The sequence below is a fragment of the Methanobrevibacter sp. genome (assembly GCF_017409525.1).
Lineage (GTDB): Archaea > Methanobacteriota > Methanobacteria > Methanobacteriales > Methanobacteriaceae > Methanocatella.
This window is the reverse complement of record NZ_JAFQSO010000015.1, coordinates 14,689-29,308: the sequence shown is the minus strand read 5'-3', so window position 1 is coordinate 29,308 and position 14,620 is coordinate 14,689. Positions and strand designations below refer to the sequence as shown.

The 14,620-nt window shown below is 27.4% G+C and carries 8 protein-coding genes; 3 read left to right on the top strand and 5 right to left on the bottom strand.

Going from position 1 to position 14,620, the window contains the following annotated elements; all coding sequences use genetic code 11:
- Nucleotides 1-23 precede the first annotated feature (23 nt).
- Nucleotides 24-5,360: a glycosyltransferase gene (locus IJE64_RS09195; protein ID WP_292785090.1), complete on the top strand. Its 5,337-nt coding sequence runs from the start codon at nucleotides 24-26 to the stop codon at nucleotides 5,358-5,360.
- A gap of 61 nt (nucleotides 5,361-5,421) precedes the next feature.
- A complete protein-coding gene (locus tag IJE64_RS09190; protein WP_292785088.1) occupies nucleotides 5,422-6,228 on the top strand; it encodes an acetyltransferase in 807 nt (268 codons plus the stop codon).
- Between the two features lie 68 nt (nucleotides 6,229-6,296).
- Here the strand turns inward: IJE64_RS09190 and IJE64_RS09185 are convergent, their stop codons facing one another.
- The 5 genes from IJE64_RS09185 to IJE64_RS09165 form a co-directional block, all read right to left on the bottom strand.
- Nucleotides 6,297-6,839 carry a hypothetical protein gene (locus IJE64_RS09185; protein WP_292785086.1) on the bottom strand — a complete coding sequence of 181 codons (543 nt, stop codon included), beginning with the start codon at nucleotides 6,837-6,839 and terminating at the stop codon, nucleotides 6,297-6,299.
- A 17-nt stretch (nucleotides 6,840-6,856) separates the two neighbouring features.
- Nucleotides 6,857-7,459: a methyltransferase domain-containing protein gene (locus tag IJE64_RS09180; RefSeq protein ID WP_292785084.1), complete on the bottom strand. Its 603-nt coding sequence runs from the start codon at nucleotides 7,457-7,459 to the stop codon at nucleotides 6,857-6,859.
- A 65-nt stretch (nucleotides 7,460-7,524) separates the two neighbouring features.
- A complete protein-coding gene (locus IJE64_RS09175; protein WP_292785082.1) occupies nucleotides 7,525-10,326 on the bottom strand; it encodes a glycosyltransferase in 2,802 nt (933 codons plus the stop codon).
- 2 nt (nucleotides 10,327-10,328) lie between these two features.
- The gene (locus IJE64_RS09170; RefSeq protein ID WP_292785080.1) at nucleotides 10,329-11,573 is read right to left on the bottom strand and encodes a glycosyltransferase; all 1,245 of its coding nucleotides are present in this window, start codon (nucleotides 11,571-11,573) and stop codon (nucleotides 10,329-10,331) included.
- Between the two features lie 4 nt (nucleotides 11,574-11,577).
- Nucleotides 11,578-13,365, bottom strand: coding sequence for a glycosyltransferase family 2 protein (locus tag IJE64_RS09165; RefSeq protein ID WP_292785078.1), 1,788 nt, complete (start codon nucleotides 13,363-13,365; stop codon nucleotides 11,578-11,580).
- A 473-nt stretch (nucleotides 13,366-13,838) separates the two neighbouring features.
- On the opposite strand from IJE64_RS09165, the gene IJE64_RS09160 reads away from it, so the two are divergent.
- On the top strand, nucleotides 13,839-14,609 hold the full coding sequence (locus tag IJE64_RS09160) for an ABC transporter permease (RefSeq protein WP_292785076.1): 771 nt from the start codon (nucleotides 13,839-13,841) through the stop codon (nucleotides 14,607-14,609).
- The last annotated feature ends 11 nt before the right edge of the window (nucleotides 14,610-14,620 follow it).

The window sequence follows — 14,620 nt, the reverse complement described above, 5'->3', positions numbered from 1 at the left end:
TTTGTTTATGCTGGGGGAAATTAATGGAATTTCATAACTTAAAGAGATATTCTGATTTGGACAAGGCTAGTGAAGAAAAACAAATTGTTGGTTTGCTCATAAAAGGAAAAGGCAAGTATATTGCAAGTACATATATTAGATTATTGGCTGCTTTTGATAATTTTAAAAATGATTCATTTGAATTCTACATCATCGATGATTTGGAAGTGGATAGGTTCATAAAAGATTTGCAGAATGAGAATCTGATGCTGGACATCGTCATCGCTCAAAGGGATGTCATTGACATGTCCGTTTCTAAGCTGTTGGTTGAAAAATGCAATCTTTATGGAATCAAATTGATTTATGAAATCGATGATGATTTGGTAAACATTGACACTACCCAGCCCGATTTCAAGAGATATGAAGAGAAAATCAACGTTGTAAGGTATCTGGCTGAAAATGCAGCATGCATTACCGTCACAACAGATTCCCTAAAGGCCAGTCTTTCGGGTTTCAATAACAACATTGAGATTCTTCCTAATGTTTTGACTGATTCCTGGAACTTGGATGAGGATTATGAAATCAATGATGGGGATACTATCAAGATAGGATACATGGGCACAACCACTCATGCAAATGATTTAAAGCTAATTGAAGAAGCTATTAAAAATATTCAGGAAAGTTCAAGCAAGAATATAGTTTTTGAAATGGTTGGCGGAACAGATTCATCCTTTGAGGGGATGTCTCGCGTTAATGTTCCATTTGACAAAAGGCATTACCCTGACTTTGTCGAATGGCTTCAAAATGCAATCAGATGGGATATTGCTATAGCACCCCTTGTTGAAAACAACAATATCAATCAAAGCAAAAGTGAATTGAAATATTTGGAATATACTGCGTTAAATGTTCCGGGAATCTATAGTGATGTCGGTCCATATGCCAAATGCATTTCACATGGCGATAATGGTTTACTTGTTAAAAATAATTCAGTAGAGGAATGGGAGATAAATATGAAAAGATTAATTGAAAGCAAAGAGCTTCGGGAAAAAATACTTAAAAATTCACGAGAGGATATTTTTAAGAATTATGTCCTGGAGAACATGACAAATAATTGGGAAATTCTTTTAAATAATTTTAAAAGAGACAAAAATTCAGTATTGTATCAAAAGGTAAAGGAATATAATAATATTGATGAAAATATAAGTTTCAATAAGTTTTTACTTGATACAAGTAAAGATATTATTGAAGGATCAGGACTGTTCGATGAGGAATACTATCTTTCCAAATATCCTGATGTAAAGGAATCTGAGTTCTCCCCAATTGACCACTACTTGACTTTAGGTGCAGATGAATACTGCAATCCTTCAGATGCTTTCAATACAAAGGAATATGTCAATAGACATCCTTTCGTTGACAAATTCAATATGAATCCTCTCGTTCACTATATCTTATATGGCAATATTGATGTTAAATATCCCATAATCCATGCTACTGACAAAGCCAAAAACATTGAAATATTAAAAAAATCAGATTTATTCGACCCCGATTTGTATTTGGAAATGTATCCCGATGTAAAAAATGCTGGAATGGATCCTTATCTTCATTATGCAACATATGGATATAAAGAGAATTACAGACGGCCATTTCCTAATTTTTCCAATTCATTTTATAAAAATGCATATTTGGATAATTCCAATTCATGGAATCCTTTGACTCATTATATTCTGATAGGTGAAAATAATGGGTATAACATTAATAGTTGGGGGGTTACGGATAATTATTATGAAGGTTCAGTAGTGGATTCAATCATCAATAAGTTAAATCAAAAGGTTTCAATTTTCATTCCAATTTTCAATTATTCTCCAGAGGTCATAGATTCAATCAAGCTGATTTTAAGAAACACTCATGAAAATTTCGAATTTAATTTTTTTATCTTTAATGATTTAGTTGGAAATTATGATGGCTTTTTCAAGCAAATTTCTAAAAGCCATGATTTAAATTTGATTACATTTGAAAAGGATAATTTTATATATATGATTAAAGAAACTGTTTCTTCTTGTTTAAATGATGCAGTATTAATTAATTCATATACGAAAGTTCCAGATAATTGGTTGACTAGATTAATTACAAAAGCTTATTCTAAAAAGGAAATTGATGTTGTATCTCCGATTTCAAATTTGCTCACTGGAATAATACCTTTTGACAAGTCAAAATCAGACAATGAGTATAATCTGACTATTGAAGGTATTTCAACATTGCTTAAGAAATCTTCTAATTTCAATGATTTGCCTTCAAATATTTGTGAACCTTTCTGCATTTATATTAAAAACGAAGCTATTGACAATCTAAAATCTTTCAGTGAAAAACAGATAGTTTTCGATTCAGAAAACGAACTTGCGTTCATTGAACTTCCTAAAAATATTAATCATGTCATTGATGATTCGGTTTATGTTTATCATATGCATAGGTCATTTTTAGATGATTCTAATTTGTTTTCTGATTATGGCAATGAATTTTCTTCAAAATTGAATGCTAAGAAATTTTTAGGGTCTCCTTCAATTAAAAATATCAAAGAAAGATTTGATTCAGCACTTGTTGATAAAAGAGATGTCACTTTATCTAATAGAGTATTATATGTTGTGGATGAGAAAAAAGTTCATTTGCTGGCCGATTTTTTAAATTATTATAATCTAAAGCATTATGATTGTTATTTTTTAACATCTGCTAGAAATACTTTTAAACTTTGGAAGGATGGAGAAGTAATCTTGAGCTGGGAGGATATTAACATTAGTTTTAATAATCAATTTAGATGTGAAGCTCTTAGAGAGATTTATTTCAATGTTTTATCCAATTTAAATATCAATATCATTCACATTGATGATTTAAAATTAAATTCTTTTGATTTGATGGATGTTGGAAAGCTATTGAATTGTTCTTTTGTTATTGATGGTTCAATTGATAGGGATGATTGCTTTAATGAGCAATCTTACTTGATTGATAATGGTGTTGATTTTAAAGAGAGTCATGAAAATTGGAATAGTTCATTTTCGCAATTGCTAAAATTATCTACAGTAATTTATCCTAATGGTGAATCTTCGGAGGGTTATGAAAAATCCGATGAATCTAGCGTGGCCATTAAAACGCCAATATTTGATGATAAATTAGTGGATATTTTTGATGAAAATCGCTCTGATAAAATTAAATTACTTATTCCTGAAGAGTTATCTGATAGTGAAAATGATTTAATTAGGGATATTAAAGAAAAAGACACATCAGATATGCTGAAAATTCATTTCTTAGATTCTTTACAGGATAACATTGGTGATAAAATTAAAGATATTGCTCCTGATTTTGCAGTTTTATTGAATCCTTTCCCAGAAATGTTTGAAATCATTGATAGTTGCAATTCAAACAGGATCCCAATCATCGTTGATGAGAATTCATTAGATGATTTCATTGAAGAATTGGAATTTTCTAATTATACTAATTTTAAAGATAGCAGCGAAGTATATGATTATATTTTAGATTTATTCAAACCGGACAATTATTATAGCTTGCTTAAAAGTTTATATTATTCGGATATTGGATTGAAAAAAGAAATAATCAAATATGACAATGATTTGGATGTAGTATACTTGGGTTTGGGAAATAATAATCCTAAAATGTTCCTTGAAGAGGTTCATCTAAGTGATATGGGTCAAAATAAGGCTGTTCCTTTCTCAGATTTCGAAGGTTTTCTTGCAAATTCATATGTCTCTCCAATATTGTATGCTCCATTTGTCGAAGAGGAAAAACGTTGCTTTGCCGTAATGGACAATATTGCCAAGTATTTGATGAGCAATGTTAAGGATGATTCAAAATTGGTTTCAATCATTATGCCAGTATACAATAGGGTTGATATTGTTGAAAAGGCCATTGATTCAGTCTTAAATCAGACTTACACAAATTTCGAACTGGTGATTGTTGATGATGGAAGTAGCGACGGCACTCGTGATTTGCTTGAAGATATTGATGATGATAGGATAAAATTGATTTTCAACGAATCCAATGTCGGCGCATCTGCTGCACGTAATGTTGCATTAGATGAGTGCTCAGGTGAATACATATTCTATTTGGACTCCGATAATGAATGGGATTCAAAATACCTGGAAGCGATGGTTGGAGCTTTCATTGAATTGCCTGATGCAAATGCAATATACTCAGGTCAGCTATTGTATGATAACATTGGCCATCCTCCTTTTGCAATGCGTTTCGGTTCCCTAAATAAATCATTGTTGAAGAATGGAAACTACATTGATTTGAATTGTTTTGCCCATACTAAAAGAGTTTATGATGAAATAGGCGGTTTTGATGAGTCATTATACCGTTTGGTTGACTGGGATTTAATCTTAAGGATTTGCAATAACTTTAAAGTTTATTCTGTACCTATTTTGCTGTCCAAATATTATATGAGCGTAACTGATAACAGCATTTCCGATGCAAATGCAAGAAGCAATGAGAAAATGCTCGGTTATAAGAATTTAACCCGCGTAATTCAAAATGACAATGATTTTAATATTGACATTGACTATAAATTAGATAAAAAGGTTAATGTCATCATTCCTAGTTTTGAGTCTCTAAAAGATCTTCGGGAATGCATCAATGCAATACGGAAATTCGACAATGATAAAGTTAAAATCATAATTGTAGATAACAATTCCGGAAAGGCCGTTAGATATTATCTGGAAACTCTGAAATCAAAAGGCATCATAGAATTAATACAGAATGATATTAATTATGGTTTTACATATGCTGTAAATCAGGGAATAGAAATTTCTGATGATGATGCGGACATCTTGTTGTTAAATAACGATGCGATATTGATGGATAACTCAATTGAAGCTATGCAGAAATTCGCATATGAGCATGATGATTGCGCCATTGTAGTTCCTCAACAGGTATTGCCTGGTGGAACGCCGACAATGAAACAGCATGTTCCTTATGCCTCTGAAGGTTTTGACTGTGATGTGAATCCTTCAGCACACCATAAAAACATTGTAAATATGGATAATTTCCACGATGGGGAATCTTTAGAGCTTAGCTTTGCACCATTCTTCTGTACTTATATAAAAAGAGAAGTTTTGGATAAATCATTTGGATTGGATGCGGAATTGGGCAGACATTATCGCTCAGACAGAATATTTTCAGGATATGTCCGGCATGTGATGAACTATAAGATATTCCACGTGACTGATGCGATTGTCTATCATAAGCTTCAAAAGTCCACACAATCATTGAAGAAAAATGAAGAATCGTATGACAATATGTTATTTAAAAATAAATGGGAAGATGATTTGGCAGAAGAATTAGGATTCAAATGTCCAGAATGGGATTTGGAGTAAAAATAAAAATTTATTTAAACGAAAAAATGCATAGTATATGTTACTGAAAGAGGTATTTTTTATGGAAACAATTACAAAGGAAGACCAAGTTGGCAATTTAGTTGAAAATAAGATAATCGGTTCATTTAGATTAATAAATTCTAAAATTAATTTTGCAGGGGCAAATAATATTCTTGTATGTGATAATAATATTAACTTCATGAATGCTAATTTAACATTTAATGGGGATAATTCTCTTGTATATATTTGTTCAGATGTGGGGGATGCATTTAGACTGTTAATTTATAATAATTCAACTCTTTTCATTGGTAAAAATGCATTATTTGGTGCAGGAGTTAATATTAATGTCAATGAAAGTCAGAATGTCATTATTGGGGATGATGGTATAGTAAGTAATCAAGTTAAAATATTCTCTTCAGATTATTGTGCCATTTATGATTCAAAGACAAAATCTAGAAAAAACTTCTCAAAAGGCATTTATATTGGAGATCATGTGTGGTTAGGGCGTTACACATATATTTCTCGTGGTGTTAATATAGGTTCAGGTTCCATTATTGGAGATAACTCTTTCATATTGCCTAATTTCAAGGTTTCATCAAATAGTTTAGTTTATGGAAATCCTGCTAGAGTTGTGGATAAAGATGTGTTCTTTACAAAAGACTTTGTTGCACAGTTCAGGCCTGATGAGTCATTAAATTCTCAACATTACAAAAGTGATGTATTTATTTTTAAATTTGTAAATAAAGAAACTTTAAGTATTGATAATATTGATAAAATATTAAGAGATTTGGATGTAGAGTCTAGAGTGGAATTTATTCGGAAGTTATTTATTAGAAATAAAAGGAGCAATAGATTCTTTATTCAATAAATAAATTCAAGGAATTTTAATAGATGGGTTTTATTATTAATAAATTTATATAGAAATAATATAAATTATTATTTCCATTTTGGCATTCTACCCTCTTTTTTTCCGTATTTGACATAATGAACAAACGGATTAATCCCATTTTTCTTAACATCATCATATTTTTCTAAATACCATATACTATCGAAATTAGGTGAGGGATTTAATCCGTAATTAAGGTATTCATCCATATAATATCTAACTAAATTTGTATTACTTCCTTTTAATGAGTAATACTCGGAGAACCATTCATCATCAAAAAGTCCAGAATGCAATATTGCGGAATAATCATCAATTTTTGTTATATCAAAAGTAGGGTTAGGTAATCTTCCTTCTTTTCTACCATATTCAATGTAATGAACAAAAGGGTTCATTCCACTTTTTTTAACATCTTTATTTTTTTCTAAATACCAAGAGGTATCAAATTGGGGGGAAGGATTATAATTATTTTTACAACCAATATCTATAAAATGTTTAATAGGATTATCTGGTTTATTCATTAAATATTGTGAGGTATACCATTTTTCATCGAAAAGGTGTGATAATTTAATAATTTCATAATTTCCTTTAGACATAATATGACTCCTATAATTTAAATATTATCTTGTATTGTTTTTAGTTTATTTTCTAAATCTTTTATTTGAATTTTAAGTTCGTCTATATTTTCAACAGTATTTTCTTCTTTACGAGCAATTAAACATGCATCAAGCCAAGGTTTAGCTTCCGGACGATTATCGATGGAAACATGGATTATTTTTAAATCAACATATTTTGCCATTGCTTTTAATCCATCTTCGTGAAAACGATAGCAGTTTAGCATATCTCCTCCATGTTTATGCCCCGCAGAGGGGACAATAATGCAAACATAACCATTTGGTTTTAATACTCTTTCAATTTGGCTCATAGTCAGCCAAAAATATTCCAAATGTTCAAAAAATTGTCCTGAAATTATTACATCATAGGAATTGTCTTCTATTTCAAACCAGTTATATATGTCAGTTACTACAATATCTACATTATGCCCACTTTCAATATCTAATCCAGTATATGACCAATTACTTTCGTTGAACAAGTCACGATAATTATAGTCTCCACTTTTGTCTAATGCTCCAACATCAAGAATTTTTAGATTATGATTTTTATCCAAATAAGTATTTTTAAACCATTCCATTTTTGAATGTGAATTTTTATGCATAAAATTATCTCCTTTTAAATAATATTTTTTGTTTGTAATATTTAAACTTATATGATAGTATTAATCTACTGTTTTTTATTAATTTTTTCAGATTTTCCATCACAAATTATTTCATCAATTTCTAAATTAATAATTATATTAAAACTAATCTCTTCTACTTTTTTTGAGGACCATTCGTTAATTTTGAATAGATAACCATCAACTACATAATACAAAGTTAATGGTTCAGTTATGCAAAATAAATAATTTTCATAGTTTTCATTAACATCAATTTTTTTTGATTTACTAATCTGTAAAATTCTTTTTTTAGTGATGTTTTTATTTAGCAAGGAATAAGAAATATTCTGTTGCATTTCATTTAATTTTTTAGAATTAATAAATTTACTAACTTCATTTTCGTATGTAGGATGCTTTTTAAGTAGTAATTTCATGTGTTTTTTGATTAATTTGTTTTTTTCATCCCCAAATGAGGAATTTTCATTATGAAAGATAAATGTCGCATCATCAATGATATTTTCCCATCCATTGGCTTTTGCTCTCATACAAAAATCATTTTCTTCGCCGTACCCTCTTTCAAATGTAATGTCATCAAAATAGCCTATGGAATTAATAGCATCTCTTTTAATATACATACAAAATCCATTCCCTGTTGGAACCCTCATATATGTATGATTTGATGATTTTTCTACTATATTCGCCATGCCATTCAAACCCAAGTGTTGAGGAATATTGTTTTTTTCATTCATTTTTGGAACGGAGAATACTCCCGCATTATTTGAAAAAGGAGTTGCAGTAGCAATTTTTCCATCGGAATATGCAGCAATAGTTAATTTTTCAATCCATTTTGGGGTTACAATTGTATCGCTATTTAATATAATCACATCATTTTCGGAATTTTTTAAACCGATATTCACACTTGTAACAAAGCCAAAATTAGATTGGTTATTAATTATTTTGATATTTGAATAATTTTTATATGTATTCAGTAGTGCATCTATTCGTTGATCAGAGCTTGCATCATTAATTAAAAGCAATTCAAAATTTTTTGTAGAATGTTTTAAAACGCTTTCGATACATTTTTTCACATCTTCATAAGCATTATATATTGGTATGATAATCGTAACAGTTTTTTTTAAGTTTTGATGAATATCTTCTATATTTCTTTGGTTAAGTTGATTATATTTAAATTTATTAACAAATTTTTCAATAAAGTGGACTAAAGGATTTGTTTTATTGACATCGATTTCATGTTTTTCAATATATTTTTGTGTATTAAAGTCTTTAGAAGGATTTAACCCTTCAAAAACACCTGTTTTTAGAAAATGGTAAATTGGATTACTGCAATTTATCGGATACTCTGAAGCATTAATCAATCTAGATTCTGAAACAATATTATAATCTTTATTAAATAAAGGGTTTAACAATAATTTTAAGGAGGGTTTGTTAAAAATTTCTTTCTTATCCTTTGTTAGCAAGTTTTCAAGTAGTTCATCCCATAATTGGGTTGTTGAATCAATAGAATAGTTATATTTTATATCATTCAATGCATTTTTAACCATGTCTTTTCTAAGATCTTCATTTTCAATAAGATTTATTAATGCGGATTCCCATTCTTCAGCAGTATTGTTTTTTATTAATAGTCCTGTTTCATCATTCCTTATTGTTTCCTTATATGCTCCAAAATTTGAATAAATTCCAGCAATTCCTAATGAAGTGTATTCTAAATATTTTATTTCACTTTTTGATTCATTAATATTATTATGCTCCAAGGGAGCTATTGCAATATCCCAATCTATTATTTTTTTAAGCCATCTGATAAAATAGGGGTATTTTGAATATTTAAATGGAACATTAATTGAGTTCGCACAATTGATTTTATCTTCACTCACACCAACTATTTCAAAAACAACTTTTTTTCCTTTTTTTTCAAAATAAGTTTTAACATTTTCAAGCGGTTTTTCAACAATTTTCACATCATTTTTATGAGTCAATGTTCCCATATATCCAATTTTAACCATATTGGAATTATTTTTAGCTTCATTTTCTAAATTTAACATATCATTTAGGGAATTTTTTATTACTTTAATTTCTGAATTATATTTAAGTAATTTTTCTTTAAGATTATTTGATGAAACAGTAACAACATCCGCATTTGAAACTAAATATTTAATAGACTCTTTTTTTTCAATGAACTCAACATAATTTGGATGGGTTTTATCAATGTTTATTAAATCATCATCAATTTCATAGATTAATTTAATATTGTGTTGTTTGCAGATATCTACTAAATTTTTAGCATTTGTTTCATCTAGAGCATCCCTTTGAACAATAATAATGTCAAATTTTTTAAAATTAAAATTTGCGACATCATTATTTTGAAAAATGAATGGGGTAAAATTCTTTTTTAGATATAAATGATAAAATGGAATCGCCAAACGAATATATTCGGTAGGGAGTAAATTTTCCACATTGTTTTTAATAAAAATAGCAATGTTTACAATGTTAGAATCTATAGAACTTTTATTATCTTTAAAAAAGCAAGGATTGTAATCATAATTTATCAAAGAGAATTTATTCTTGTTTTTAGTTATCAAAGGTTTTGTTAATCTATGTTCTTTGATTCCATGTTTGATATAATGGATAAATGGGTCCATTCCACTTTTTTTAACATCTTTATGTTCATTCAAATACCATATAGTGTCAAAATCGGGAGATGGGTTTAAACCTTCTTTAATACCATGATTTAGGTAATGTTTTATAGGATTTATATTCGTAGGTAGATTATAAGTATTTTTAAACCAATCTATATCAAATAAGTCTGATTTTTTAATAATATAATAATCTTTTGTGTTTTTTAAGAGATTCAATTTTACTCCACCATATCATATATTCTAACATATTCGCTAACCATTTCGAATATATTTTTAAAATGCATTGTCTTTAAATTTTCTACTACTTTTTTATAATCATCTAAATTTTTTGAAATATCCATAATGGATTTATATGCATTTTTTGAATTGTTAATATCAACAATCCACCCTCCATTGTTTTTAATTATTCTATCTTTAACAACACCAACATTGCTTCCAATCACTGGGATGTGGCAACTCCAAGCTTCTGTTAGAGTATGACAAAATGATTCTGGCCAAATTGAAAATATTCCAATAAATGAGGGTTTTATTTCATAGATCTTATCATAAAATTCTTCTCGTTCATATTTTCCATGGGTAATGCCATAATTAGATAAATTTTCATCGCAATTCCCCAAAAAATGAAATTCAATTGAATTATCAATGTCGTACTTTTTAATATTTTTAATTACATTAGCACCTTTCATAATGTCTAAATTGTTTGCCGAGCATAAAATTTTTATTTTTTTCCCTTCTGAAGGAAGTTCATAATATGTTTTTGTTATTTTTGGAAAATCTCGTCCATGTTCAATTATTTTAAAATTGGTTTCATTAATGATTTTTTCATCATCATAAACGGAGAAAAATAGTTTTTTTATAATTTCAGAGGGTGCGATAAAATAGTTTATAAATGAAAACATATTTAAAACATTTTCTCGCCATTTAGGAATAATCTTTTTTGAATTAATGTCATTTAATATATTCCAGGGCAAGTAACAATTTTCATTGTTTTGGTTGCATTTCGCTTCACAATAATGATTGTTTTCATCAAGTAATGTGTAAAAAGGACATAAAAAATAAAAATCATGTATTGATAGAATAACAGGAATGTTTAATTTATCCGCAACTTGCGGTAAATCAAAGCTATGGTTAATTAAATGCATAATGTGTATTATATCTACATTATATTTAGTTAATATTTCAAAATAAACATAGGTTGCCCAGGAGTTGTGAAAATCTTTTGCAGACCATTTATTAACAAATGTTGATGTATCTTCAATAGATTTGCGTAACTTGAAATTACGAGAATATTTTTTAATTAACTTGATATTTCCATTCGAAAATGAATATAATCTTAAGGAATCACTTTCAGCACCTAGAACTAGAATATCATAAGTTTTATTTAAATTATTCATTAAATCCATTGTAGTGTGAAATGTTCCACCAGTCATTCCCGAGTGTAAAACATATAAAATTTTTTTCAAATTATCACCAAAAACCTTGTTTGTTAATTTTAGCCAGTATTTTATTTGAAAATAATTTAATTTTATTTGGTTTGTAGTTTTTAAACTTTAAAAAACCTTTTAAATCATTTTTAACAATATATTCGAAAGCGATTTGGTTATTGTTTAATTTAGGCTTAACATTTAATTTATTTAATCTTTCACAAAACTCATAAAATAATGGGAAAATATCTTCAATTTCCTCGTCTGATAATGTACTGTATTGTATTCTATTTATATAAAAATCTAGGATCCCCGGACCTCTGATTTTATAATATTCAATCTGCCCATATTCACAAAATAGATTATATAAATATTTTTCAGATGCAAAACCTTCAACAAAATAATCGCATGAAACATTTGTTGAATAAGAACTTTCATTTAAATTATAATAGCATATTACATCATTCCACAAATAATAAATGCCCTCCGCGTTTTTTAAAGATTTGGCCATGAATATTGCATCTTCTCCCAGGATTGTTGGAAATAAAATATTGTTTTTGATTAAAAAATCTTTTTTAAATAGTTTTGTCCAAATTGAAGGAGGAGTTATGATACTTCTTTTGTTTTCCTCAAGATTTTTAAAATAACCATTTTTTTCATTAGGATATGTAAATTTAATTGTTTCTTCATGATTGATTAAAACGTATGTTCCGTAAACTAAATCACATGAATATTTTGTAATTTTGTTATATAATTTTTCTAAAGCATTTATCTCAAAAAAATCATCATGGTCAATAAAAATCACATATTCTGCGGATGCTAATTTCAAACCAATATTTCGAGGGGTTCCGGCAGATCCAGTCCTATTTTTGATGTGAACTGCTTTAAAATTGGGGTATTTGTCCACATATTCGTTGATAACACTTTTGGTATTGTCTGTTGAAGCATCATTAACCATAACAACTTCAATATTTTCAATACCAAAACTCTGATTTTCGATTGACATTAAGGTTCGATGGAGTAATATTTCATTGTTAAAAATGGGAATAATTACTGAAATTTTATAATGATTATCTTGTGCATATGGGTTTTTATAAATTTCATAATTTAGTGTATTTAATTTATACTCTATAAAGAAATCAATTATATTATCTGAATTGTTGATTAAATTATATGTCTCTTGATTTTTATTATTCAAATTACCTACTTTAAAACACGACTTGATTACATCAAAAAAGTTTTGTTTTAAGTTTAGAGGATAATTTATAAGATATTCAAACAATATTGTGAAAATATTATCTGTTTCATTAGGAAATAAATTTAAAAGTTCATTTGTATAGTTTTCAACATTGTTTTGACTTAAATATTCTCTAAAGCATATTTCTTGATTAATTGTATCAGTTTTTTTTGAATTTCTGCAAATATCATAAAATAAATTGTTGTAATTTAAATCTTCTAAAATTTTTTTTTTACAAAATATAGTAAAATTAAAAGGGGATATCATTTGGAGTTTTTCATTTAATTCATGTAAATTGCTTTTTTTCATGTTTTCATCTAAAATAGGAATATACAATACATCTAAATTATCTTTTTTAGATTTATTATATAATATTTCGCAGGTATCATTTTTCAAATACTCATTTTCATCAATAAAAAGAATATATTCACTTTTTACATTAGTTAATGCATTTTCGATAGAATTGAAAAAATTTATCTTGTTGTTCCTTATAGGAGGTTTGTTATTTGTAACTATTAGTGTTTCAAAATTTTTTAATGTTTGATTATTTATGGTTTGTAAACATTTTTTTAATTTATTTTCATTCTCATTCATTGAAATAATAATTGATATATGATACATTTAACCCCTACTGTTTTAAAATTAAAGTTATTTAATTATTATCTATTAAACTAAACATATAAATGTATTTGAAAACTCCAATGATGAAGTTTTATCTTAATATGTTGTTTATAAATAATAAATAATTATATTATTTGTTTTCGATAAGTTTAGTATATTATTTAATTTTTTTAATATTGTTTGATATTTTTCTTCAAAAAATATCTACCTCCTGAAATTTATATTTACTATGAATATTAATAAATTGTGAAATAAATATAGTACAATATTATTAAAACAAAACAAGTGCATTTAAAAAATAAATTTTATTATTAGTATCTATATATATTTAAAAAATTCAAAATAAATAGTACCTATTCTCTGAAGGGTTTAGTTTTAAAAAGTATTAATAATTAAATATAAGTTATAACTAAAATAATTTATAAGAAAAAGATTATGTGGGTTTTATGAATTTTATTAAGAAAAATGAATTATTTTTATTAGAGGAGATTATTAAAAGAAATTTTTCATCAAAATATAAAGATTCTGTTTTAGGAATGTTATGGACAATTTTAAGTCCATTATTAATGATGGTATTATTTACGGTGATATTCTCTACAATCTTTCACAACAAAATTGAAAATTTTCAAGTATACTTTTTGTGTGGATGGTGTTTATTTAATTTTTTCACATCATCAATAAGTGTATCAATGGGTTCATTAAAGGGAAATAGAAGTATTTTACAAAGAACTCCTGCCCCTAAATATATTTTTATTTTAGGAGGGATTATATCTGAATTTTTAAATTTAATAATTATGATGGTACTTTTAATAATTGTAATGTTTGTTACTCATGCCCCATTTCACCTTTCGACAATGCCATTTTCAATTATTCCAATTATTTCATTAGTAATCATGGTTACTGGATTAGGATTAATTTTATCTATAGTGTGTGTTTATTATTCTGATGTCCAACATCTATGGACTGTTGTTTCTATGATGTTAATGTATGCCTCAGCCATATTTTATCCAATAACTATTATTCCTGAGCCTTATAGGCAATATTTAATGTTAAATCCTTTATTTTGGGTTATTGACCAATTCAGGTGTTTTGTTTATTATGGCACTTTTCCACAATTGGGAGATATTGTAAATTTATTGTTGTTATCTTTAATAATATTGGTTTTTGGCATAATTGTATTTAAAAAATTTGAAAGAAGAGTCACTATGAAATTCTAGAGGGTTTTAAA